23 protein-coding genes are annotated in these 20,481 nt (G+C 71.3%); 14 read left to right on the top strand and 9 right to left on the bottom strand.

What is annotated here, in order from left to right:
- The first annotated feature begins 156 nt into the window (after window positions 1-156).
- Window positions 157-1,752: a carboxylesterase/lipase family protein gene (locus IE182_RS20595; RefSeq protein ID WP_190111359.1), complete on the top strand. Its 1,596-nt coding sequence runs from the start codon at window positions 157-159 to the stop codon at window positions 1,750-1,752.
- 136 nt (window positions 1,753-1,888) lie between these two features.
- Window positions 1,889-2,485 carry a DUF2867 domain-containing protein gene (locus IE182_RS20590; protein ID WP_190111358.1) on the top strand — a complete coding sequence of 199 codons (597 nt, stop codon included), beginning with the start codon at window positions 1,889-1,891 and terminating at the stop codon, window positions 2,483-2,485.
- An 80-nt stretch (window positions 2,486-2,565) separates the two neighbouring features.
- On the opposite strand, the gene IE182_RS20585 is transcribed toward IE182_RS20590, so the two are convergent.
- The 3 genes from IE182_RS20585 to IE182_RS20575 form a co-directional block, all read right to left on the bottom strand.
- Complete coding sequence (locus IE182_RS20585) at window positions 2,566-3,126, bottom strand: GNAT family N-acetyltransferase (RefSeq protein WP_190111357.1); 561 nt, start codon at window positions 3,124-3,126, stop codon at window positions 2,566-2,568.
- 97 nt (window positions 3,127-3,223) lie between these two features.
- Window positions 3,224-4,438, bottom strand: coding sequence for a M6 family metalloprotease domain-containing protein (locus IE182_RS20580; RefSeq protein WP_190111356.1), 1,215 nt, complete (start codon window positions 4,436-4,438; stop codon window positions 3,224-3,226).
- A 96-nt stretch (window positions 4,439-4,534) separates the two neighbouring features.
- Window positions 4,535-5,506 (bottom strand): helix-turn-helix transcriptional regulator, encoded by a 972-nt coding sequence (locus tag IE182_RS20575; protein ID WP_190111355.1) that lies wholly within the window; start codon window positions 5,504-5,506, stop codon window positions 4,535-4,537.
- 109 nt (window positions 5,507-5,615) lie between these two features.
- On the opposite strand from IE182_RS20575, the gene IE182_RS20570 reads away from it, so the two are divergent.
- The 7 genes from IE182_RS20570 to IE182_RS20545 all read left to right on the top strand — a co-directional run bounded on the left by IE182_RS20570 (window position 5,616) and on the right by IE182_RS20545 (window position 8,552).
- On the top strand, window positions 5,616-6,089 hold the full coding sequence (locus tag IE182_RS20570) for a DUF3224 domain-containing protein (RefSeq protein WP_190111354.1): 474 nt from the start codon (window positions 5,616-5,618) through the stop codon (window positions 6,087-6,089).
- A gap of 139 nt (window positions 6,090-6,228) precedes the next feature.
- Complete coding sequence (locus IE182_RS20565) at window positions 6,229-6,543, top strand: alpha-amylase inhibitor (protein WP_190111353.1); 315 nt, start codon at window positions 6,229-6,231, stop codon at window positions 6,541-6,543.
- Window positions 6,544-6,682: 139 nt separating this feature from the next.
- On the top strand, window positions 6,683-6,985 hold the full coding sequence (locus tag IE182_RS20560) for a hypothetical protein (RefSeq protein ID WP_190111352.1): 303 nt from the start codon (window positions 6,683-6,685) through the stop codon (window positions 6,983-6,985).
- A gap of 289 nt (window positions 6,986-7,274) precedes the next feature.
- Complete coding sequence (locus tag IE182_RS20555) at window positions 7,275-7,553, top strand: hypothetical protein (protein WP_190111351.1); 279 nt, start codon at window positions 7,275-7,277, stop codon at window positions 7,551-7,553.
- An 18-nt stretch (window positions 7,554-7,571) separates the two neighbouring features.
- Entirely contained in the window at window positions 7,572-7,784 is a 213-nt protein-coding gene (locus tag IE182_RS20550) for a hypothetical protein (protein ID WP_190111350.1), read from the top strand.
- An 86-nt stretch (window positions 7,785-7,870) separates the two neighbouring features.
- Window positions 7,871-7,993, top strand: coding sequence for a hypothetical protein (locus tag IE182_RS32510; protein WP_268249631.1), 123 nt, complete (start codon window positions 7,871-7,873; stop codon window positions 7,991-7,993).
- 70 nt (window positions 7,994-8,063) lie between these two features.
- Window positions 8,064-8,552 carry a glutathione peroxidase gene (locus tag IE182_RS20545; protein WP_190111349.1) on the top strand — a complete coding sequence of 163 codons (489 nt, stop codon included), beginning with the start codon at window positions 8,064-8,066 and terminating at the stop codon, window positions 8,550-8,552.
- Window positions 8,553-8,558: 6 nt separating this feature from the next.
- Here the strand turns inward: IE182_RS20545 and IE182_RS20540 are convergent, their stop codons facing one another.
- On the bottom strand, window positions 8,559-9,350 hold the full coding sequence (locus IE182_RS20540) for an NAD(P)H-dependent oxidoreductase (protein WP_190111348.1): 792 nt from the start codon (window positions 9,348-9,350) through the stop codon (window positions 8,559-8,561).
- A 98-nt stretch (window positions 9,351-9,448) separates the two neighbouring features.
- Between IE182_RS20540 and IE182_RS20535 the strand changes: the two genes are divergently transcribed.
- Window positions 9,449-10,360, top strand: coding sequence for a helix-turn-helix transcriptional regulator (locus tag IE182_RS20535; RefSeq protein ID WP_190111347.1), 912 nt, complete (start codon window positions 9,449-9,451; stop codon window positions 10,358-10,360).
- Between the two features lie 34 nt (window positions 10,361-10,394).
- Here the strand turns inward: IE182_RS20535 and IE182_RS20530 are convergent, their stop codons facing one another.
- Window positions 10,395-11,087, bottom strand: coding sequence for a TetR/AcrR family transcriptional regulator (locus tag IE182_RS20530; RefSeq protein WP_190111346.1), 693 nt, complete (start codon window positions 11,085-11,087; stop codon window positions 10,395-10,397).
- A 128-nt stretch (window positions 11,088-11,215) separates the two neighbouring features.
- On the opposite strand from IE182_RS20530, the gene IE182_RS20525 reads away from it, so the two are divergent.
- On the top strand, window positions 11,216-12,145 hold the full coding sequence (locus IE182_RS20525; RefSeq protein WP_190111345.1) for a zinc-binding dehydrogenase: 930 nt from the start codon (window positions 11,216-11,218) through the stop codon (window positions 12,143-12,145).
- Here the strand turns inward: IE182_RS20525 and IE182_RS20520 are convergent.
- On the bottom strand, window positions 12,142-13,296 hold the full coding sequence (locus IE182_RS20520; protein ID WP_190111344.1) for an SGNH/GDSL hydrolase family protein: 1,155 nt from the start codon (window positions 13,294-13,296) through the stop codon (window positions 12,142-12,144). The two genes, IE182_RS20525 and IE182_RS20520, sit on opposite strands and share 4 nt — an antisense overlap.
- Window positions 13,297-13,394: 98 nt before the next feature.
- A complete protein-coding gene (locus tag IE182_RS20515) occupies window positions 13,395-14,141 on the bottom strand; it encodes a hypothetical protein (RefSeq protein ID WP_190111343.1) in 747 nt (248 codons plus the stop codon).
- Between the two features lie 251 nt (window positions 14,142-14,392).
- On the opposite strand from IE182_RS20515, the gene IE182_RS20510 reads away from it, so the two are divergent.
- The 3 genes from IE182_RS20510 to IE182_RS20500 all read left to right on the top strand — a co-directional run bounded on the left by IE182_RS20510 (window position 14,393) and on the right by IE182_RS20500 (window position 17,466).
- Complete coding sequence (locus tag IE182_RS20510; protein WP_190111342.1) at window positions 14,393-14,941, top strand: hypothetical protein; 549 nt, start codon at window positions 14,393-14,395, stop codon at window positions 14,939-14,941.
- 63 nt (window positions 14,942-15,004) lie between these two features.
- A complete protein-coding gene (locus IE182_RS20505; protein ID WP_190111341.1) occupies window positions 15,005-15,607 on the top strand; it encodes a PadR family transcriptional regulator in 603 nt (200 codons plus the stop codon).
- Window positions 15,608-15,744: 137 nt separating this feature from the next.
- A complete protein-coding gene (locus tag IE182_RS20500; protein WP_190111340.1) occupies window positions 15,745-17,466 on the top strand; it encodes an acyl-CoA dehydrogenase family protein in 1,722 nt (573 codons plus the stop codon).
- A 130-nt stretch (window positions 17,467-17,596) separates the two neighbouring features.
- On the opposite strand, the gene IE182_RS20495 is transcribed toward IE182_RS20500, so the two are convergent.
- Both IE182_RS20495 and IE182_RS20490 read right to left on the bottom strand, forming a co-directional pair.
- On the bottom strand, window positions 17,597-18,262 hold the full coding sequence (locus IE182_RS20495) for a hypothetical protein (protein ID WP_190111339.1): 666 nt from the start codon (window positions 18,260-18,262) through the stop codon (window positions 17,597-17,599).
- A 143-nt stretch (window positions 18,263-18,405) separates the two neighbouring features.
- Complete coding sequence (locus IE182_RS20490) at window positions 18,406-20,439, bottom strand: ABC transporter ATP-binding protein (protein WP_229844974.1); 2,034 nt, start codon at window positions 20,437-20,439, stop codon at window positions 18,406-18,408.
- Window positions 20,440-20,481: the final 42 nt, after the last annotated feature.

The following is a 20,481-nucleotide window of genomic DNA, read 5'->3' as shown; positions in this document are numbered from 1 at the left end:
GCACGGGCCGGCCGACCGCGCAAAACCGCAGGTCCGGCCCCGGGGTGCGGCGGCCAGGCGAGTCGGTACCCGGGCGGCGGCTCCCGGGCGGCGGGACCGGCATCACTCGCATACAGTGCGAATGCCGACTCTCTGTGACGTCTCTCAGGAGGCACCGTGCTGCCACCGGCGAGGTCGAGGTTCATCCGGCTGCTCGCCGTGGCGGCCGTGCTGTTGCTGACCGTCGCGGGCTGCGCCCCGTTGGGGGACGAGGAGGCCGACGCGGCCGACGGGCACGTCGTCACCGTGAAGTCGGGGCGGCTGCGCGGGGCGGTCCGCGAGGGCTACCGGCTCTTCCAGGGCATCCCGTACGCCGCACCGCCGACCGGCGGACGCCGCTGGCGCGCCCCGGAGCGGCCCTCCGAGTGGGAGGGCGTCCGGGACGCCACCATGCCCGGCTCGCAGTGCCCGCAGCCGGGGGTGGCCGGATCGGCGGCCACGGGCCGCGAGGACTGCCTCTTCCTCAACGTGTGGGCGCCGGACCGGCGCCGCGGGGAACGGGCGCCGGTCATGGTGTGGCTCCACGGCGGCGCCCTGAGCTGGGGCAGCGGCGACGCGTACCCCGCCCGGCGGCTGGCCACGCAGGGCGGCATCGTCGTCGTCACGATCAACTACCGGCTGGGGGCCCTCGGGTACCTGGCCCACCCCGCGCTCGCGAACGGCAAGGAGACGGGGAACTACGGCCTCATGGACCAGCAGGCGGCCCTGCGCTGGGTCAAGGGCAACATCGCCGCGTTCGGCGGCGACCCCGCCAAGGTGACGGTCGCCGGTGAATCCGCGGGCGGCGCCTCCGTCTGCGCCCTCCTCAACTCCCCGGCCTCGCGGGGCCTGTTCCGCGCCGCGATCCTGCAGAGCGGCCCGTGCGGAGGCCAGGAGGCCGGCGCCGCGCGGCAGGCCGGTACGGCCTTCGCCGCGTCGCTCGGCTGCTTCGTCGAGGCCACGGCCGCCGGCTGCCTGCGCGCCCTGCCCGCGAGCGCCCTGACGAACCCGCCGCAGCACGGCGCCAAGGGCGTCTTCGCGATCCCGGAGGCACCCGCCGCCTCGGTGAGCACGCTCTCGTACGGCACGGCCCTGTTGCCCGGCCCCGCTGCCGGCGTCCCGGCCGTCAAGGTGCCCGTCCTCAACGGCACCAACCACGACGAGCTCACCTACACCCTGACCGGCAAGGTCCCGCAGCAGGACTTCGTCACCGGACTGAAGGCCCACTACGGCGCCAAGGGCGGGGCCATCGCCCGCGCGTACCCCCGGAGCGCCCACAAGGGCGACGCCGGACTCGCCTACGGCCACGCCGTCACGGACGGCGACTTCGCCTGCCGGGCCCGCTCCATGAACCGTACGCTCTCCCCGCACATGCCGGTGTACGCCTACGAGTTCGCGGACCCCGCCCCCGTCGCCTGGTCCGGCGTGCAGCAGTTCTTCGGCACCAAGAACGTCCTCGCCGCCCACGCGACCGAACTGCCCTATCTCTTCGACTTCCCGGGCGTCACCTTCACCGAGAAGCAGCAGAAGCTCTCGGACCGGATGATCGCCTACTGGAGCTCCTTCGTCACCACCCTCGACCCGAACGGCAAGGACCGCGCCCGCTGGTACGCATACCGCAACCCCACGGACAGCTTCCTCTCCCTCCGCCCCACGGGAAGCGTCACCACCAACACCTTCGGCACGGACCACCACTGCGGGTTCTGGCAGTCGGTCGAGCCGGCGCAACGGTAGGCCAGCCCTCGCAAGCGGGCGCGCGACCCCGGAGGAGCCGGTGTGTCCGCCCTCACGCCCCGTCGGCTGTACGCGGGTGCACGGACGGGACTAACCTCGATCTATACGTAGCCGTATAGATCGAGGGGCTTGTTCCATGAGACTCCCCAAAACCGCCCACACCTCCCGGCCTTGGCGGATCCACGGGATCGCCGGCGACTTCCAGGTCGAGGACGTGTGGGCGCTCCCGACACCAGGCGGCCCCGACGACTTCCCGCGACTGGTGCGCCAGTTCACGGAAGGCGACGCGACGGGCGACTCCTCACCCGTGTCGCGCGCTCTCTTCGCGATCCGTTGGAAGCTCGGAGCGCTGCTCGGCTGGGACAAGCCCGACGCCGGCGTCGGCGGCCGGGTGCAGACACTGCGCGACCGGTTGCCGGCGGACCTCCGCGACGGTCCCCAGGGGCCCGCGTTCTCCTCGCGCCCGTTCACCTCCGTCTACCGAACGCACGACGAGTGGGCGGCCGAGATAGCCAACCGGACCATGCACGGGGTCATGCACATCGGCTGGGTCCCGGACGGGGCCGGCGGCTACCGCGGCCAGATGGCCGTCCTGGTGAAGCCGAACGGGCTGCTCGGCGCCGTCTACATGGCAAGCATCAAACCCTTCCGGTACGTGGGGGTGTATCCGGCGCTGCTCCGGGCGATCGGACACACGTGGCAGGCGAACGCGGGCGAGAAGCACGCGACCTGATGCTGCGACAGGCCGGCCGCACGGAAACCGTGAGCGCCGGCACCGACACCGCCCGGGCAGCGGTACCCGGAGCGACCGGCTCAGGACGTCTGCCTGGCCGCCCGCCAGTCCGGCGCCAGCACCGACCAGATCTCCTCGTCGTGCCGCTTCCCGCGGTAGAGGTAGCTCTCCCGCAGCACGCCGTCCTTCGTCATCCCGAGCCGCCGGGCCACGGCGATGCTGGGCTCGTTCGCCGACGACACCCACCACTCCACGCGATGGATGCCCCGCTCCTCGACGGCCCAGTCGATGATCACGCGCACGGCCCGGGTCACCAGCCCCTGGCCCACCCCCGACGGCTCCAGCCAGCAGCCCGCCTCGGCGGTGCGCTGCCCGACGTCCATCCTCCGGAAGATGACGGCGCCGACCAGCTTGCCGTCCGTCCAGATGCCCCAGATCCGCCCGGCGTCGGCCGCGGTCTTGTCCGCGTAAGCCTGGAGGAACGCCCGGCTCGACGCGAGGTCGGTGACGATGTCGGGCAGCCCGTTGTGCTGCCCGATGAACTCCCGTCCGCGGTCGATGTGGGCCAGGAACTCCTCGGCCTGCCACGGTTCGAGCGGGCGCAGTTCCGCACCGTCGTCGCCCAGGGATATCGCGTACATCGTCACCTTCCACCACAGGAATCAGGGCACACTGCAGGTGGATCTTCTCACGGGCGTCGTGGCGGTCGTCCGGTTCGTCCGGGGAGCCGGGTGCGTCTCAAGTGGCCTGTCCGGTGGCGGTGATGCGCACCGTGTCTCCTGAGCGGCCGCCCGCGACGACGTCGATGCGGACGCCCGCGGCCGGGTCGGTGAAGGACTGGCCGGGCCCGTACGCCGCGAGGTCGAGCGGGCCGCACCCGGCCGGCGGGGTGGTGGCAGGGCGTCCGTTCAACACCCGGACCGGCCCGTTGCCCGTCGTGACCGCGGAGTCCACCTTGTAGATCAGCACACCCGTGGAACAGGGGCGCGGGTCGTTGCCCTCGGCCCGACGCGACTCGGCCACGTACGCCGTGGTCGCGCCCGTGCGGACGACGGCGATCTTGGTGCCGCCCGGGCGCTCCACAGGCGTCAGCCGGACGGTGCGCCGGCCGGGCCGGGCCGGGCAGGCGACCTGGTCGTCACGGGTCCAGCCGAGCTTCCACGAATGCCAGCCGAGGTGCTGCGGGGCATGGCCCCCGATGTTGCCCATGACGTCCCAGCCGCCCACGAATCCGTGGGTGTCGCCGGTGAAGGCGTACAGATCGGGCAGTCCGAAGACGTGGCCGGTCTCGTGCGCGGCGACCTTGTGCCCCCAGCGCCACATGTCCTGGCCGAAGGTGACGGCCCATTTGACGCGGGTTCCGTCGGCCACGACACCGGGCGTGGACGGGTCGTAGAGGTAGGTGGGGGAGAAGGAGATCGCTGCGGCCGCTCTGGTGGGGACGACGTAGACCATGTCGTAGCGGGAGAAGTCCGCGTACGGGTCGGCGGCCGCGACCGCGTCGCGCAGGTAGCGTTCGTGGGCCTCGAAGGTGAGCCCGCGCTGGAATCCGTAACCCGTGGACGCCGCCGGCATCCGGATCCAGCGGTGCGCGAACGTCAGGTCCAGCTGCGAGCGGCCGTAGGAGGCCGTGCGCATCCACTCGGCGGCGGGGGCGAGGAGGTCGGCGTACGCGGCGGTCGAGTCGGTGGCCCGGGCATCGGGGAAGTCCACGAACAGCGTCAGGACCCGGTGGACGCCCGTGGCACGCCGGAACTGCGCCCGGTCGGTGTCATGGCCCTCGTCGGTCCAGCCGGTCCGGCCCTTGAGCGCGCAGTCGGCGGCGGGTGACGGCCGCTCGGGCCCGTGTGCCGTCGCCGGGGTGGGCGCGGCCATGGCTGCGCAGGCGGTTATGGACGTGGCGAGAGTGCAGGCCGTGGCGAGCAGCCACGGCCGGGAGCGCAAGGTGGGCATGTCACTCCTTCTCAGGGAGGAGCCTTCGGCTCTCAGCCGGGGAGTTGTGCGCAACGGAACGGACGCGCGGGGTGGGGCAGGGACAGCCTGGCGTGTTCAGGGTGTCCCTGCATAGCGGTCGGCCAGGACGGTCACGGCCTCGGCGACGGCCCGTCGTAGGGCGGGCGGGCCGATGACCTCTGCCTCCGTGCCGAGTCTGAGCAGGTCGCCGACCGCGACGGTGGGCGACTCGACCGGCATGTCCACCCGCACCCAGCCCTCGTCGTCCGGCGGCCCTGCGCTGTCCAGGGCTCGGGAGCCGGCGTTTCCGAACTGCACGGGCAACAGCCGTTGTGCCCGGGGAGAAATCCGCAGGTGCGCAGTCCCCTGGTGGAACGTGGCTTCCAGGCGCCGGGAGGATTCCTGCCAATGGGCGGCCAGATCGAAGTCGGTGGGCCGCTCGAAGACCGTGTCCGTGACCTCCACGGCCACGAGCCTCGATATCCGGTAGGTCCGTACGGTGTCGTCGGTGCGGGCCACCAGGTACCAGATGCCGCTTTTGAGGACGAGGCCGAGCGGGTGCATTTCGCGGTGGATCTCGCCGCTCCAGCGCCGGTAGTGCACGCGCAGCACCCGCTGTTCCCACACTGCCTGCGCGACGGGCCCCAGATGCGCGACCGGGTCGCTGTCGCGGAACCAAGCCGGCGCGTCGAGGTGGAAGCGGTCCTGGACGCGCCGGGTGCGCTCGGCCGCCCCGCTCGGGAGGGCGGCTTGCAGCTTCAGCTGGGCGGTCGCCAGTACGGCGCCGAGGCCCAGTTCACGGGCGGGGCCGGGCGCTCCGGCGAGGAACAGCGCGTCGGCCTCGGCGTCGGTGAGCCCCGTCAGCCGTGTGCGGTAGCCGTCCATCAGGCGGTAGCCGCCGTCGGGCCCGCGCTCGGCGCAGACCGGGACGCCCGACGCCTGGAGCGCCTCGATGTCCCGGTAGACCGTACGGACCGACACCTCCAGCTCGGCGGCAAGCTCGGTGGCCGTCATGCGCCCGCGGTTCTGGAGCAGCAGGAGCAGGCGGAGAAGTCGGTCGGCGCGCATGGCGGAATTCTCTCGTGTACCTGACAGAAGGTGTCGGGTAGGGCGGTCAGGCTGGGTGCACACCGCCGCGCACCTGCGCGTGCGACCGATCGAGAGGACGCCCGTGCCCATGCACACCACCGGCCACATCACGCCCGTCACGTGGGACGAACCCACGCCTGCCGAGCAGGGCGGGCCCGGTCCGCGCCTCGCCCGCGCTTCCGTGGTCAACGCCTTCTCCGGGGGCATCGAAGCGGTGGAGACGGCGTGTGAGTACGTCATCGCCTACGTCACGGCGAAGACCGGTACGTTCACGGGCATGGAGGTGCTGAGCGGCCGGCTGGACGGGCGCGAGGGCACGCTCGTCGTCGAGGAACGCGGCCGGTTCGACGACGACGGCACCGTGCACTGCACCTTCGAGGTCGTGCCGGGATCGGGCACCGGAGCTTTGACGGGCCTCCACGGAACCGGCACCTTCACGGCCAGGCACGGCGAACCGTCCTTCTCGTACACCTTCAGCTACGACCTGGACCAGGCCGGCGGCCGCGATGCGCCCGATGCTCTCCACCGGCCCGGAACCTTTTCCGCAGACGGGTGCGCATAGGCGGAATTTACCCTTCACTCGCACAAGGCGGCCCCACAGACTGACTCTTGCGTCAACATCGGGTGAGCTTCGTGTGCAGCAGGGTAGGTCCCGTGCCGGGACAGACGTGCCCTGAACGCGATCTGAAGGGATCACCACCATGAAGATCTGCAAGAGCGCCGCCCTCGGCATCATGGCCACTGCCGTCCTGGGCAGCGGCCTGGTCATGGCCCCACCGGCCACGGCGGCCGAACCCGCGGCGGTCAAGGTGACGGGGACGGCCCCCGCCTGCGTCACGCGGGACGTCATCAAGCACGAGAAGTACGTGAAGGTGACCAACACCTGTCGGGAGGTGATGCACCTCAAGGTCGTCATCGACTGGGGCCCTGACTCGCGCTGCCTCACCTACCAGCCCGGTTACCAGTGGGAATGGCACTGGGGGAGGGGCTCCTACGGCAAGGTCGTCACCTGCTGACCCACCGGCCGGCGTCCCCTGGTGACCGCCCCGGTCGCCGCCCGGTCGGGCGGCCGACCTGCCCCGCGCCCGTCGCGGCGGCGACCCGGGGCCACCGGGGGAGCCTGGTGCAGGAGGCGGAGACCGTAGGATTCCGGCCATGATCGTGCCGATAGTCTTCACCGTGCTGGGCGCCGCAGCGGCCCTCTTCGGTATCAGCCTCGCCTTCGACATCGGTGGCGTGGCCACCGCCCTGTCACAGAACGCCCAAGCCCGGAGCGAACGCGTCTACCGCCGACTGGGCGGCCAGGGCACTCTCGGCGGTTTCGACAGTCTGGGCACGCCCGCAACGCTCGCGAGGGGCACCAGCGTGACGCGCTTCCGCATCCGCGGAGTCGTCCTGGCCCTCGCCGGCCTGGTGATGACGCTGGCAGGGGTCATGCTGATCAGCCTGCACTCCTAGGCGTACCGCGAAAGTGCGGTGCCAGGCGGTGCGGTTTCGGCCACACCCATACGCCGTACGACAAGCGGAAAATACGGACCCAAGGCCGCCCCCTGCTCCCCGGTGTTCCCGGCCCGGCCCAATGGTCCGCCGATAGCGGGCCGACGCCGAACGCATTCGTCGCATCAGTGCGACGGAACATCATGCGGGTTGGCCGGTGGCCGAGTTACCTCCGTATCGGAGGGCCTGCCAGCATCGGCGTGCAGACGGTGAAATCACCGCCGCCGAGGTGGAAACCCCAGGAGGCCGCGTGGCCAGTGTCACCCACTTCCACTACGAGTTCTCCGACAGCAACGGATTTGCGCCCGGAACGTCCCGGGGCTTCTTTTTCGGTCCGTACGCATGGAACCAGAGTGCCGTACTGGTCAATGCGCACCCCTTCGACGCCTCCGGATCGGACCGCACCCTGGTGGTGACCGAGGTGCGGCGTCGCACCACCCCCGATCAGTTCGTCGAGATCACGGTCCGGAACACGGGGCGCGACACCATGTACATCTGGTACGTGGAACTCGGCCTCATCTCGCCTTGACGGGAAACGAGGAGGGAAATGCGAGCCTTCGTCACGCATGACAGCAGTGGGCGCGTAGTGGCCCTGGCCGCGTACGCCGACGACGCTCCTCCGGTGACCTTCGCACCGGATGCGGGTCAGCGCAGCAGGGACATCGAATTGCCGGCCGAGTTCACCGACGTCTCCCGCGCGGCCGAGGGGCCACGCCTGGAGGCCCTGGCCGCACTCCAGGTCACCACGGACGCCGACTGACAGCCGATCGACAGCCGACTGCGGCCGGGAGCCACGGGGCTCCCGGCCGCAGCGTTCGCCGTTCCCAGGGGCCCCGTCGGCCCACATTGGTTCTCGGCACCCTGGGGCTCGCCTTCGGCGTCGCCTCGGTCCTCAAACACCACCCGCTGACCGCCTTGCCCGTCGTCCTCCTGGTCCGCGCCCGGGCCGTGGCTGCGCCGCCGGCCTGATCGGCGACAATCGACCGGAATTCCGGTACACCGGTACAGCAGCCGTACCAACCGAAACGCAAGGAGCGACATGTCCCTCCACGATGTGGAAATCGACGCCCTCAACGGCGGCCCCGCGAACCTCGCCCAGTACAAGGGCACGGCCGTCCTGGTCGTCAACGTCGCTTCCCGATGCGGGCTGACCCCGCAGTACGCCGGTCTGGAGAAGCTCCACCAGCAGTACGCCGCGCGCGGATTCACGGTCCTGGGCGTCCCCTGCAACCAGTTCATGGGGCAGGAGCCCGGCACCCATGAGGAGATCGCCGCCTTCTGCTCGGCCACCTACGGCGTCACCTTCCCCATGACCGAGAAGACGGACGTCAACGGCGAGTACCGTCACCCCCTGTATGCCGAACTCGTCGGCACGCCGGACGCCGAAGGCCACAGTGGCGACATCCGCTGGAACTTCGAGAAGTTCCTCATCGCCCCCGACGGCGCCGTCGCCGCCCGGTTCAGCCCGCGCACCGAGCCCGACGCCCCCGAGGTCACCGCTGCCGTCGAGGCCGTACTGCCGGCCTGATCCCGCTCAGCCCCGCGGGCGGACGTGCAGGTCCAGTCCGCCCGCCCCCGGTACCTCCACGCCCGGCAGCAGGCGCATGTCGTGGTCGTAGTCGCCACCGACGAGCGAGCGGAACGGTACCGGCTCGTCCGTGAAGAGCCCGTCGAGCCGTCGCCCGTACGCCTGCTTCGCCGCCGCGAACCCCTCCTCCGGCAGGTCGTGCGCTCCGTGGACCGCGAACGGTTCGAGAGGCTCCATGCCGGTGAACCAGAACAAGCCGTGCTGGAGCGGGTGGAGGACGTCCTCCAGCCGCCCGTGGATGCCCCGGTCGGAGAACGCCGACGCGCGGGAGCCGGCCGTCACCGACACCAGCGCCCGCCGCCCCGCCAGGGCGCCCTCGCTGTAGGGCGGCGGGACCTCCGGGCCGTAGCCGAAGCCGCTGGTGAACACCCGGTCGATCCAGCCCTTCAGGATCGCGGGCGCCGAGAACCACCACAGGGGGAACTGCAGGACCACCGCGTCGGACCAGCGCACCTTCTCCTGCTCCGCCGCTATGTCCGGCGACAGCCGCCCCGCCAGCGTGGCGCGCTCCGAGGCGCCCATCACCTGCAGTCGCCGGTCCCCGGCGTGGTCGGGGAAGTCGTCGGCGTCCACCGTCGCCTTCCACTTCATCGCGTAGAGGTCGGACACCCGTACCTCGTGACCGGCCGCGCGCAAGTGCTCTACGGCGAAGGCGGTGAGAGAGGCGTTGAGAGAAAGGGGTTCGGGGTGGGCGCTGACGACGAGGATCTTCTTCTGCTGCGGTGTGGTTTCCATCATGCGGCTACGTTCCCGCGACCGCGGCGGAGCAGCCAGCACCCTGTTCAACCAACGGATCGGCGATCCTGGTACTGCGAGGGCCACCCATACTTGAACGCATGAACAGCGTGGACCACATGGAGCGCACAGGCAGTGCGGACAAACGCATCGACGGGCTCGGCGATCCGCGGCGGGCGCTCGGCGGTTTTCTGCGCGCCCGCCGGGAGCGCGTCGCACCCGAGCACGTCGGGCTGGCCGGCAGCCGTCGCCGACGGGTGCGCGGGCTGCGCCGGGAGGAGCTGGCCCAGCTGGCAGGCATCAGCGTGGACTACTACGTCCGCCTCGAACAGGGCAGGGCCACCCAGCCGTCGGTCGAGGTGCTCGACGCCCTCGCCGGGGCACTCGGGCTCGACGCGGCGGAGCGCAGGCACCTCACCACCCTGGCCTGCTCCCGGGGCGGCCCCGCGCCCAGGGCCCGGGTGAGCCCCCTGCTGCAGCGCGTCATGGACGCCATGGCCGACCTCCCGGCCTTCGCAACGGACCATCGCCTCGACGTGGTGGCCTGGAACGTTCTGGGCGCCGAACTGATGGGCGGCCTGGCCGAGCCCGGTCGCCGCGACCGGAACCAGGCCCGGTACCTCTTCCTCGACCCCGCCTGCCGGGAGGTCTTCCCCGAGTGGGAGGACAGGGCGGTGGAGGCCGTGGGCCAGCTGCGGGTCTCCGCGGGGCGTTACCCCGACGATGCGGAACTGGCCGGGCTCATCAACGAACTGTCCGGGCACAGCCCGGAGTTCCGGAGGATCTGGGCCACGGGCGAGGTCGTGATGTGCACAGCGGGGCGCAAGCGGCTGCGGCACCCGGTGGCCGGGCTGCTGCACCTGGACCACGAGGCGCTGCACGTGCCGACGGCGCCCGGTGAGGTGGGCCTGGTCGTGCACGTGTTCAGTGCCGACGAGGGCAGCAGGGACGCCGAGGCCCTGGCCCGGATGGCCACGGTCGTGGGGGAGGTGCCCGGGGCGCGCGCCGGGTAGCCGCCGATTCCGCCGGGCCCGGCCGGCCGTTGCGTCAGCCGGCCTTCCGCGGGGTCACGGTGAGCGTCAGGCTGCCGGGAACGGCGGCGAACGCCGTGCGCAGGTCGGCTGCGAGGGCGGCGCGCGTGGGGGTGCCCGGCCGCGCCGTCCAGATGTCCAGCGCGCGGTGGAACGCGGCGATCAGGACATCCAGCGCGAGCCGCGCGCGCAGGTCCGCCGCGCCGCCGAGGTCGAACCTGCGGTGCAGGACGGCCAGCGCGGCACGGGTGGTGCGGTCGCAGAAGTGGAGGCCGTGCGCATCCATCGAGGGTGTCTTCTCCGCGAGCCGGCGGCTGAGCAGGACACGACGGGCCCAGCCGTCGGCCGGCATCCGTTCCAGGGTCTCCAGCAGCGTGTCCTGCAGCATTTCCAGGAGCGTGGGGCTGTCCGGCGCCCGGGTTTCGAGGCCGTCGACGAAGGCCGTCCAGAAGTCCTGGGTCGGCGCCATGGCCACGTCTTCCTTGCTCGTGAAATTGCGGAAGAACGTGCGCTTGGAGACGTCCACGGCGTCGCAGAGCTCGTCGAGGGTGGTGCCGTCGAAGCCGTGCTCGGTGAACCGCTCCAGGGCCGTATCGATCAGCGCCTGACGGGTGCGCAGTTTCTTGCGCTCGCGCAGCGGCAGCCGCTCCGCATCGGTCGCGGCCCCGGTCGTGGCTCCGGTCGTGGTCCCGGTCTCGGCGTCAGGCATGGCGGCAGCGTACCTGCAAGGGCCCCACAGGCGTGAATGCCACTTGTGAACTTATGCCACTCAGTGGCATAACTGTTTCCGGCACGTCCGCCGAAGCGTCACTCCGCCCTGCCGAAAGGTCCACCGTCATGCGCGCTCTGCTCGTCGACCGCTCCGTTCCCGCCGGACTGCGCCTGGGACAGGTGCCCGACCCCGTGCCGGCGCCCCACCAGGCCCTGATCCGGGTGGCCGCGACGTCGTTCAACCACGGCGAGGTCAAGTACGGCCTGGAGAACGCGCCCGACGGAGCCGTGCTCGGCTGGGACGCGGCCGGCGTCGTGGTGCAGGCCGCAGCGGACGGCTCGGGCCCTGCCGTGGGCACCCCGGTGGTGACACTGGCCCCGGACGGGGCCTGGGCCGAACTCCGTGCCGTGGACACCGGCATGATCGGCACGGTCCCCGCGGGCGCCGACGCCGGAGCGATCAGCACGGTCCCCGTCGCGGCCGCCAGCGCCCTGCGCGCCCTGCACCGTCTGGGCCCGATCCTCGGCAGGCGGGTACTGATCACGGGGGCAACCGGCGGCGTCGGGCGGTACGCGGTCCAGCTCGCCCGGCTCGGCGGCGCGCACGTCGTCGCCTGCGCCGCGGACCCCGCGGCACACGGTGAGGGCCTGCGCGCCCTCGGCGCCCACGAAGTGATCGCCGGGCCCGCGGCGCTCGGCGCACCGGTGGACGGCATCGTGGAGCTGGTGGGCGGCCGCCGGCTCGTCGACGCCTACGAGAAGCTGGGCGAGGGGGGCACGCTCGTGGCCGTGGGGCACGCGTCGGGTGAGGACGAGGTCTTTCCGTTCGGCGCCTTCTTCGGCGACCAGGGGCGCCACGACCGGTCGATCGTCACGTTCTTCCTGACGGCCTGCACCGGTCTGGGCCCCGACCTCACCTGGCTCTCCGCCCGGGTCGCCGCCGGTGACCTCGACCCGCAGATCTCCTGGCGGGGGAGCTGGGAAAAGGCAGCCGAAGCAGCCGAGGCCCTGCTCGGCCGCCGGCTCCACGGCAAGGCGGTGCTCGAACTCGGCTAGAGCTTCAGGTGCGACAGATCGACCGCCGCAGCCATCGCCTTCGTCCCTGCGTCGTTGAGGTGCAGGTGGTCGCCGCAGTCGTAGGCCGGGAGGATCCGCTCCGGGTCGGCCGGGTCCTCGACGGCCGCTGCGACGTCCGTCACGGCATCGAAGACGTCGGCCGTGCGGATCCACTCGTTGACCTTGCGGCGGACGGCCCGGCCCTCCTCGGAGTCGTACCCCTCGTAGACCGTTCCCGCGTAGGGGCCGATCGTGTGGGCGATGACGGTGAGGCCGGCCTCGTGCACTCTGCGGGCCAGCTCGGTGTATCCGTCGATGAGCTGCTCGACCGTGGGCAGTGGCCGGGGGGAGGCCGGGTCGATGGAGCCGGGACTGCCGAGGTCGTTGAGGCCGAAGTGGAACAGCACGTGGGTGACGCCGGGCACGTCGACGGCATCGCGCTGCAGACGGGCGAGGGCGTGCTCGCCGATCTCGTCGGTCAGCAGCCGGTTCCCGGAGATGCCCTGGTTGACCACCCAGCCGCGCTCCAGACGACGGTTGAGCTGGTCGGGGAAGCGGGCGTCGGCACCGGGGGTGGTGCCCGCCCCCTCCATCCACGAGTCGCCGAACGCCACGGCGACCGCCGTGCCCTCGGGGGCGAGGACGTCGATGCCGGAGACGAAGTACCGGGAGAGCAGCAACTCCTCGGCGCCGTCCAGGGCGGGGGCCGCGGTCACGTCGCCCGGGGCGGCGAAGCCGGTCTCGGACGCGATCACGGAGAAGGTCGCGAGCCCGGTGTCGTGCGGGAAGTAGAGGCTGAGGGCGAGCTCGTCACCGGCGGACACGTCGCCCACCACCGGATCGCTCACGGCCTCCTCCCCGGCCGCGAGGGTGAACCCGCTCTCCCCGCCGAAGGTGAGCGTGACGGACGTCTGCGCGTCGATGCCGTGCCCCTCGGTGCGCCGTGCCAGACGCGCGGCCCCGACGGTCAGCGGCTCCTTGCCGAACCTGTTGCTCAGGCGTATGCGGACGGCTTCGCCGCCGCCGTTCAGGCGCAGGACCTGACGTACGGTCTGGTCGGTGAAGCTCCGTGACGGAAAGAGCTGGTAGTCCTCGTACGGGCTGAGGACGGCGGAGCGGAAACCTGCTACCCACTGGGATGTCGTTGTCATGATCGTTTCGAACAGCGGGTGGCTGGATCTTGTTCCCCCGTCCCGGGGCGGGTGCCCTGTGCTGTGGCGTTTCGTCCACTCCAGCGGCTGATTCCCGCCTATCGGCGACGTACCGGCAGGGCGTGCCCGTGGTGCGGCTGCGACTGGAGAAGAGCATCGACCACGGAATCGGCCACGGAACCGCCGGCCGTGGCGTCGAAGACCGGAGCCGGCCCGGGCAGGGGGTCCGCACCCAGGGCGTCCTTGACCATGCTGTGCGCAGCGCCGAGCAGGCTGATCGTGCCGGTGCCCGTCATGGTGCCGTGGGACAGGTCGATCTTCGTCTTCGTGAGATCGAGGGTGAAGCTCAACAGCTCCTTCGGCTCGGCCAGGCCGGCCGACCCGGAGCCGAAACCGAAACCCGACCCGGACCCGAAACCGGAACGGAAACCGGCCGCGGTGCCGGCGATGTTGCGGCTGGTGAGGTCGGCCGTCAGGTCGCTCAGCAGCACGCGTTTGCCCGTCGACGGTCGGGCGAACCCGAACGACCCGTCGAACGTGACGGTGCCGGTGCTGAAATCCGTCGCAAGGCGGCCGTCCTTGGTGGGAACGTGCACGCACTCCCTGCCGCCCTTGTCGATGACGCCGGCGGGCGCCTCGGCGGTGAGGGACAGGCCGTTGGCCTTGAGGGCCTTGGCCGCGGCATCGGTCAGGCAGAGATCCGCACTGGCCTGGCTCAAGGTGACCTCGGGGACCGGCAGGACGTGGGGGATCGCCCCCACGGTGGCCGCGGCCCACAGGCCGGCGCCGGCCGTCACGGCAGCGGCGGCTATGAAGACGGCGAGGTGGCGCCGACGTGGGGACATGTCCGAACTCCTTCGGCTCCGGGCAGCCCCCGACGTCGGTACGGCCGCGTTCGCCTCCCACCCACGCCCATCCGTCATCGTGGGCCTCTCACAGCACCACCGCCACGCGGCACCGCCGACCGGGTGACTCGGCAGGCACCCGCCCACCCGCCGGCTGGGACGGACCGGGCCCCCACTTCCCGCCCCCACTCGGTTTCCGCCCGTTTCGCCGTGCGCAGTATCGAGAGGGTGGTACAGCGGAGGAGGGGACCATGACCGTGATCGTCGGGCTCGTCCACGACGGGCGGGTGCACCTGGGCGGGGACTCGGCAGGCGTCTCCGGCCTCAGAATCACCGTCCGGCGCGATCCGAAGATCTTCCGCAACGGTCCCTACGCCATGGGCTTCACCACCAGTTTCCGCATGGGGCAGCTGCTGCACCACGCGTTCAAGGCGCCCAAGCCGAAGGGTGACTTGGACCGGTTCATGACCACGGTCTTCGTCGACAGGCTGCGCAAGTGCCTCACGGACGGCGGGTGGGCGCGCAAGGACTCCGAGCAGGAGCAGGCCGGGACGTTCCTCGTGGGCATACAGGGCCGGCTGTTCACCGTCCACGACGACTACCAGATAGCCGAGCCCGCCGACGGATACGCAGCCGTGGGGTGCGGGGACGAATTCGCACTCGGGGCACTGCATGCCACCGCCGGCCTGGGCCTCGCACCACGCAAGCGCCTGGCACTGGCTCTCGCGGCGGCCGGCCACCACAGTGCCGGGGTCAGCGCGCCGTTCAGCTATGTCACCGCGCGGAAGCGCCCCACGTGACCCGCGTCTCACCCGGCCGCGACCGCTTGTCTATGCAACGAGTTGCATAGCAGGATCCGGCGTATGGCGCTTGAGCACGCGATCCTCGTCTCTCTGCTGGAGAAGCCGGGCTCCGGATACGAGCTGGCCCGGCGGTTCGACCGGTCCATCGGGTACTTCTGGACCGCTACCCACCAGCAGATCTACCGCGTTCTCAAGCGCATGGAGAGCGACGGCTGGGTCGAGGCCCGTGAGGTACCACAGCAGGGCAGACCGGACAAGAAGCGCTATTCCGTTGCCGCTCCGGGGCAGGCCGCCCTCTCCCGGTGGCTGCACGAGCCGATCGAACCGGAAAGCGTCCGGCACGACCTCGCCGTCAAGATCCGGGGCGCCGCCTTCGACGATCCGTCCGAGCTGATGCGCCAGGTCGAGCGGTACCAGCGGACGCACTCCGAACGGCTGGCGCACTACCTCGCCGGCGAGCTGCGCGACTTCACCGGGCCCGACGCCCCCGAGCCGCTCGACACCATGCAGGAGCTGCAGCACGTCGTACTGCGCGGCGGCATCGCGTACGAACGGATGACGCTCGCCTGGCTCGACGACGTGCTCGCCACCCTCCACCGGATCCGCGAGGCACAGACCGGGCGGACACGGGCCGCCGAGCGCCCCGGGCATCCCGAGCGCTGACCCCCGGAGCGGACCGCTCCGCCGTCCCCCGGGGACCCCGGAGCCCTCCGCACCGGGAGCGGCCCGCCCTCCCCGCACTTCTTCGACCACCGAAACCCCGTTCACCCCCCGACTCCGAGCCGGAAAGGCGGACAGTCATGGCCGACCCGCTTCTCTTCAACCCGCGCACCTACGACCCGGCGCACTTCGACGCCGAGACCCGCAGGCTGCTGCGCGCCACCGTCGACTGGTTCGAGACCCGCGGCAAGCGCAAGCTGATCGAGGACTACCGCTCCCGCGCCTGGCTGGCGGACTTCCTGGAGTTCTCCGCCAAGGAGGGGCTGTTCGCCACGTTCCTCACGCCCGCCGCGGCCGCCGCCGGCCAGGCGGACAAGCGCTGGGACACCGCCCGCATCGCCGCCCTCAACGAGATATTCGGCTTCTACGGGCTCGACTACTGGTACGCCTGGCAGGTCACCATCCTCGGCCTCGGCCCCGTCTGGCAGAGCGACAACGCCGCCGCCCGCACCCGCGCGGCCGAGCTGCTCTCCCAGGGCGAGGTGTTCGCCTTCGGCCTGTCGGAGAAGACCCACGGCGCCGACATCTACTCGACCGACATGCTGCTGGAGCCCACCGGCGACGGCGGCTTCCGCGCCACCGGATCCAAGTACTACATCGGCAACGGCAACGCCGCCGGACTCGTCTCCGTCTTCGGCCGCCGCACCGACGTCGAGGGCCCCGACGGCTACGTCTTCTTCGCCGCCGACAGCCGCCACGAGGCGTACCACCTCGTGAAGAACGTGGTCGACTCCTCCAAGTACGTCAGCGAATTCCGCCTCGACGACTACCCGGTCGCCCCCGAAGACGTCCTGCACACCGGACGCGCGGCCTTCGACGCCGCCCTGAACACCGTCAACGTCGGCAAGTTCAACCTGTGCACCGCCTCGATCGGCATCTGCGAGCACGCGATGTACGAGGCCGTCACCCACGCGCACAACCGCATCCTCTACGGCCGCCCCGTCACCGCCTTCCCGCACGTACGCCGCGAGCTGACCGACGCGTACGTCCGCCTCGTCGGCATGAAGCTGTTCAGCGACCGCGCCGTCGACTACTTCCGCACCGCCGGCCCCGACGACCGCCGCTACCTCCTCTTCAACCCCATGACGAAGATGAAGGTGACGACCGAGGGCGAGAAGGTCATCGACCTCATGTGGGACGTCATCGCGGCCAAGGGCTTCGAGAAGGACACCTACTTCGCCCAGGCCGCCACCGAGATCCGCGGCCTGCCGAAGCTGGAGGGCACGGTCCACGTCAACCTCGCGCTGATCCTCAAGTTCATGGGCAACCACCTGCTGAACCCCGCCGAGTACGCGCCCGTGCCGACCCGCCTCGACGCGGCCGACGACGCGTTCCTCTTCCAGCAGGGACCGGCCCGGGGCCTGGGCTCCATCCGCTTCCACGACTGGCGCGGCGCCTACGACGCCTACGCCCACGTGCCCAACATCGGCCGCTTCCGCGAGCAGGCCGACGCACTGTGCGCGTTCGTCACCACCGCCGCCCCCGGCGAGGAGCAGAGCCGCGACCTCGACCTCCTCCTGGCCGTCGGCCAGCTCTTCGCCCTGGTCGTGCACGGCCAGCTGATCCTGGAGCAGGCCGCCCTGACGGGAGTCGAGGAGGACGTGCTCGACGAGCTGTTCGCCGTCCTGGTCCGCGACTTCTCCTCCTACGCCGTCGAACTGCACGGCAAGGACTCCGCCACCGAGCAGCAGCAGAGCTGGGCACTCGGTGCGGTCCGGCGCCCGGTCGTCGACGAGGCCCGCTCGGCCCGCGTGTGGGAACGTGTCGAGGCGCTGTCCGGAGCCTACGAGATGGCCCCGTAACAGGCCCCTGCAGCAAGGCGATCTGCGGGGCCTGAACCCCGTGGACAGCTGTGGGGCCTTCCGCCGTCGCATGGCGCGACGGCGGAAGGCCCCAGGGCCCGGGGCCCCGCTATCGGCCCGTCAGCCGGGCTCAGTGCTGCCGCGGACGGCCGACGAGGTCGTACCGCAGCTTGCTCGTCCTGACCGACTTGTCGACCGACCGGCTGTTGTCGATCGCGGTGCTCTTGTCGACCGTGGTGCTGACATCGGCGTCCGTGCTCTGTCCGCAACGGTTGTGGTTGGCCTGCTGGACGTTGGAGAGGTCCGCACTGCCGCCCTTGCCGCCGTTGGCAGTGGCCCCCTGGTGCTGGGCGCCGCTGCTCGCGCCCGAGCCACCGCTGCCCGGGCCTCCGGTGCCCACACCGCCCGCACCGGGTCCGCCCGCAGCGGGACCACTGGTGCCGTTGCCGCCTTCGGCGTTGGGGCTGCCCCCGCCGAAGACGCTGCCGCCACCGCCGGCCCCGGCCCCGCCGCCACTGGCGTCACCGCTGGAGGCGTTGCCTCCCGAGCCGCTGCCCCCGGCGCCGGTGCCGCCCGTCCCGTCGCCTCCCACGCCGACGCCGAGGAGATCCTGGGCCTGCTTCACCACTGCGGTTCCGCCGGAGGCGTCGACCAGGCTGGCGTTGTACGGGTTGTTGCAGTAGATGTTCGTGACACCGTCGCCATGGCCCGAAGCGGCCGAGGCGCTTCCGCAGCCGAACCCGAGCGTGGTGACGACGAGCGTGGCGGCGGCAGCGATCCGCTGAACGAAGCTCACAGGATTCCCCTCCAGTTGGCGCCGGTGCACGTATGACCGGCGTACTTTCACCTCGACTTAACTGCCGACCATGGGAAGGGTGACGGATTAATTGTGGTGCGTCACCTTTACGGCAATCACCCACTCTCGCACCGGGGTGCTGCTCACCGTGTCTCGTTCGTCCTGTCGGCCGGTGGGCGCTGGCCGGGGAGTCGCGGGACGTTGTGGAACTGGGCGCGCTGCATCTCGAACAGGCCGCGGAACACGCCGTCGGGGATGTTCAGCAGCTCCTCGAAGGTGCCGCTCTCGCGCAGTTCGCCGTTCTCCAGGACGTGGACGAGGTCGGCGTGCCGGACGGACGCGAGGCGATGGGTGATCAGGACGACGGTCTGCCCGCCGTCGGCGAGCTTGCGGATCTGGTCGAACACCTCCAGCTCCGCCTTCGCGTCAAGGGCTGACGTGGGCTCGTCCACGACGAGGACCTCGGCGTCGCGGTAGCGGGCGCGTGCGATCCCCAGGCGCTGCCACTGGCCGCCGGAGATCTGGTGCCCGCCCTTGTACCCCTTCGTCAGCAGCGTGTCCCAGCCCCGCGGCAGCTCGCCCACCAGCTTCTCCGCCCCCGCGTACACGGCGGCCTCCTCCAGCGCCCGCTGGTCCACCGGACGTTGCGGCTGGCCGATGGCGACGTTCATGCGACAGGTGAACGGCCACCGGTGGAAGTCCTGGCTGACCATGCCGATCCTCGACCACAACTGCCCGCGGTCCAGCTCGCGGACGTCGATGCCGCCCCACAGGACGCGGCCCCCGTCCGGCTGGTACAGGCCGGCGAGCAGCTTGGAGACGGTGGTCTTGCCGCTGCCGTTCTCGCCGACGAGCGCCACGATCTTTCCCACGGGGATGTCCAGGGTCACCTCCTTCAGTGCCGGCCGCTTCGCCTCGGGCGTGTGCTCCGGACGATCGGCTGTGGGGCCGTCGCCGTCGCGGTTGCCGTCGGCGGGGTAGTGGAAGGTGACGTTCTCGAAGCGGATCACTGACAGGTCTTCCGGCACGGGCGCCCCGCCGACGGGAACCGCGTGCTGGGCGGCCTCCCGGAAGAGGCGTTCCAGGTCCTGGACGTAGCAGGCTTCCTCATAGAGGTTGTTGACCTGCAGGACCAGGGTGGACAGGCTCTGCCCGCCGGTGCGGACGGCCAGCACGGCGGTGCCCGCGACCGACAGGGCCATCAGCCCCGTGGCGAGGAGTGCGCCGAGCGCCGTGTAGGTCAGGGCCGCGGCGACGCCGGTGAGGGCGGAGGCGACCAGGCGGATGCGGGCCGCGTCCGCGGCCAGACGGGACTGCTCGTCCTCGGACGCCTCCGACATGCCGCGGAAGTGCTGGAGGAGGAACGGGCCGATGCCGTGCACGCGGATCTCGGGAGCCGGATCGGTGCGCATGAGGGTCTGGCTCAGCAGCCGCCCGGCCCGCGAGTGCTGCATCCACTGGAGGTAACTGGCGTACCGCGTGCGCGCGTTCTTCAGCGACGCCCAGGAGCGGGGCAAGGTCATCAGGACCAGCAGGGGGAGCAGCGCCGGATGCAGCACGGTGAGCACGCCGGCGGCGGCGACGAAGCTCACCAGGGAGCCGACGACCCCGGTGCAGGCGTTGACCATGCGTCGCGCCGCACCGGCCCCGTACTGCGCCGAGTCCATCAGGCGGTGGAAGTCGGCGTCCTCGATCGCCGACAGCTCCACCTTGGCCACGTGCGTCAGGTACATCTCGGTGGCGACCCGCTCGACCTTCGGCTCCAGCCGGCCCGTGCCGGCGGTGGAGGCCGCCGTCGCCAGGGCGCCGACGATGCCGGTGACGGCGACGCCGATCATGGCCGGGATCGCTGCCCGGACGCGGTCCTGGATCGTACCGTCGGCGAGGACGGTGGCCAGTACGCTGTTGACGGCGATCAGGCTGATGGCCTGGCTGATTCCGCGGGTCAGTTCAGCGGCGCCGACGGTCCACAGGGCCCGTCGCTCGGCGCGCCAGGCCAGCCGCGCGGTGAAGGCCACCAGGCGCGGCAGCTGCAGGGCCATTCCCCACAGCGACATTGCGAAGTACGCACGGTCGTGCTCGGCCCACCGCGCGTCGTACACCAGCGGCCCGCCGAACAGCAGCCGCTCCGATTCCGATCCCCCTCCCGCTTCGGATGCCTGCGATGTTTCCGACATTTCCGGTGTTTTCGATGCTTCGGGAGCCGTGACCGTCTTGCC

It is taken from the genome of Streptomyces cinnamoneus (assembly GCF_014650495.1).
In the GTDB taxonomy this organism is placed as follows: Bacteria; Actinomycetota; Actinomycetes; order Streptomycetales; family Streptomycetaceae; genus Streptomyces; species Streptomyces cinnamoneus.
Note: the sequence above shows the minus strand (reverse complement) of the source record. Positions and strands in the feature narration are given on the sequence as shown.

Excerpts from the sequence above, each read along its gene's own strand:
- IE182_RS20525 (WP_190111345.1), top strand. The coding sequence starts at position 11,216 with ATGCGCGCTCTGCTCGTCGACCGCTCCGTTCCCGCCGGACTGCGCCTG.
- IE182_RS20545 (WP_190111349.1), top strand. The coding sequence starts at position 8,064 with ATGTCCCTCCACGATGTGGAAATCGACGCCCTCAACGGCGGCCCCGCG.
- IE182_RS20590 (WP_190111358.1), top strand. The coding sequence starts at position 1,889 with ATGAGACTCCCCAAAACCGCCCACACCTCCCGGCCTTGGCGGATCCAC.
- IE182_RS20490 (WP_229844974.1), bottom strand. The coding sequence starts at position 20,439 with ATGTCGGAAACATCGCAGGCATCCGAAGCGGGAGGGGGATCGGAATCG.
- IE182_RS20575 (WP_190111355.1), bottom strand. The coding sequence starts at position 5,506 with ATGCGCGCCGACCGACTTCTCCGCCTGCTCCTGCTGCTCCAGAACCGC.
- IE182_RS20540 (WP_190111348.1), bottom strand. The coding sequence starts at position 9,350 with ATGATGGAAACCACACCGCAGCAGAAGAAGATCCTCGTCGTCAGCGCC.
- IE182_RS20585 (WP_190111357.1), bottom strand. The coding sequence starts at position 3,126 with ATGTACGCGATATCCCTGGGCGACGACGGTGCGGAACTGCGCCCGCTC.
- IE182_RS20500 (WP_190111340.1), top strand. The coding sequence starts at position 15,745 with ATGGCCGACCCGCTTCTCTTCAACCCGCGCACCTACGACCCGGCGCAC.
- IE182_RS20515 (WP_190111343.1), bottom strand. The coding sequence starts at position 14,141 with ATGTCCCCACGTCGGCGCCACCTCGCCGTCTTCATAGCCGCCGCTGCC.
- IE182_RS20530 (WP_190111346.1), bottom strand. The coding sequence starts at position 11,087 with ATGCCTGACGCCGAGACCGGGACCACGACCGGAGCCACGACCGGGGCC.
- IE182_RS20550 (WP_190111350.1), top strand. The coding sequence starts at position 7,572 with ATGCGAGCCTTCGTCACGCATGACAGCAGTGGGCGCGTAGTGGCCCTG.
- IE182_RS20535 (WP_190111347.1), top strand. The coding sequence starts at position 9,449 with ATGAACAGCGTGGACCACATGGAGCGCACAGGCAGTGCGGACAAACGC.
- IE182_RS20510 (WP_190111342.1), top strand. The coding sequence starts at position 14,393 with ATGACCGTGATCGTCGGGCTCGTCCACGACGGGCGGGTGCACCTGGGC.
- IE182_RS20580 (WP_190111356.1), bottom strand. The coding sequence starts at position 4,438 with ATGCCCACCTTGCGCTCCCGGCCGTGGCTGCTCGCCACGGCCTGCACT.
- IE182_RS20505 (WP_190111341.1), top strand. The coding sequence starts at position 15,005 with ATGGCGCTTGAGCACGCGATCCTCGTCTCTCTGCTGGAGAAGCCGGGC.
- IE182_RS20520 (WP_190111344.1), bottom strand. The coding sequence starts at position 13,296 with ATGACAACGACATCCCAGTGGGTAGCAGGTTTCCGCTCCGCCGTCCTC.
- IE182_RS20565 (WP_190111353.1), top strand. The coding sequence starts at position 6,229 with ATGAAGATCTGCAAGAGCGCCGCCCTCGGCATCATGGCCACTGCCGTC.
- IE182_RS20560 (WP_190111352.1), top strand. The coding sequence starts at position 6,683 with ATGATCGTGCCGATAGTCTTCACCGTGCTGGGCGCCGCAGCGGCCCTC.
- IE182_RS20570 (WP_190111354.1), top strand. The coding sequence starts at position 5,616 with ATGCACACCACCGGCCACATCACGCCCGTCACGTGGGACGAACCCACG.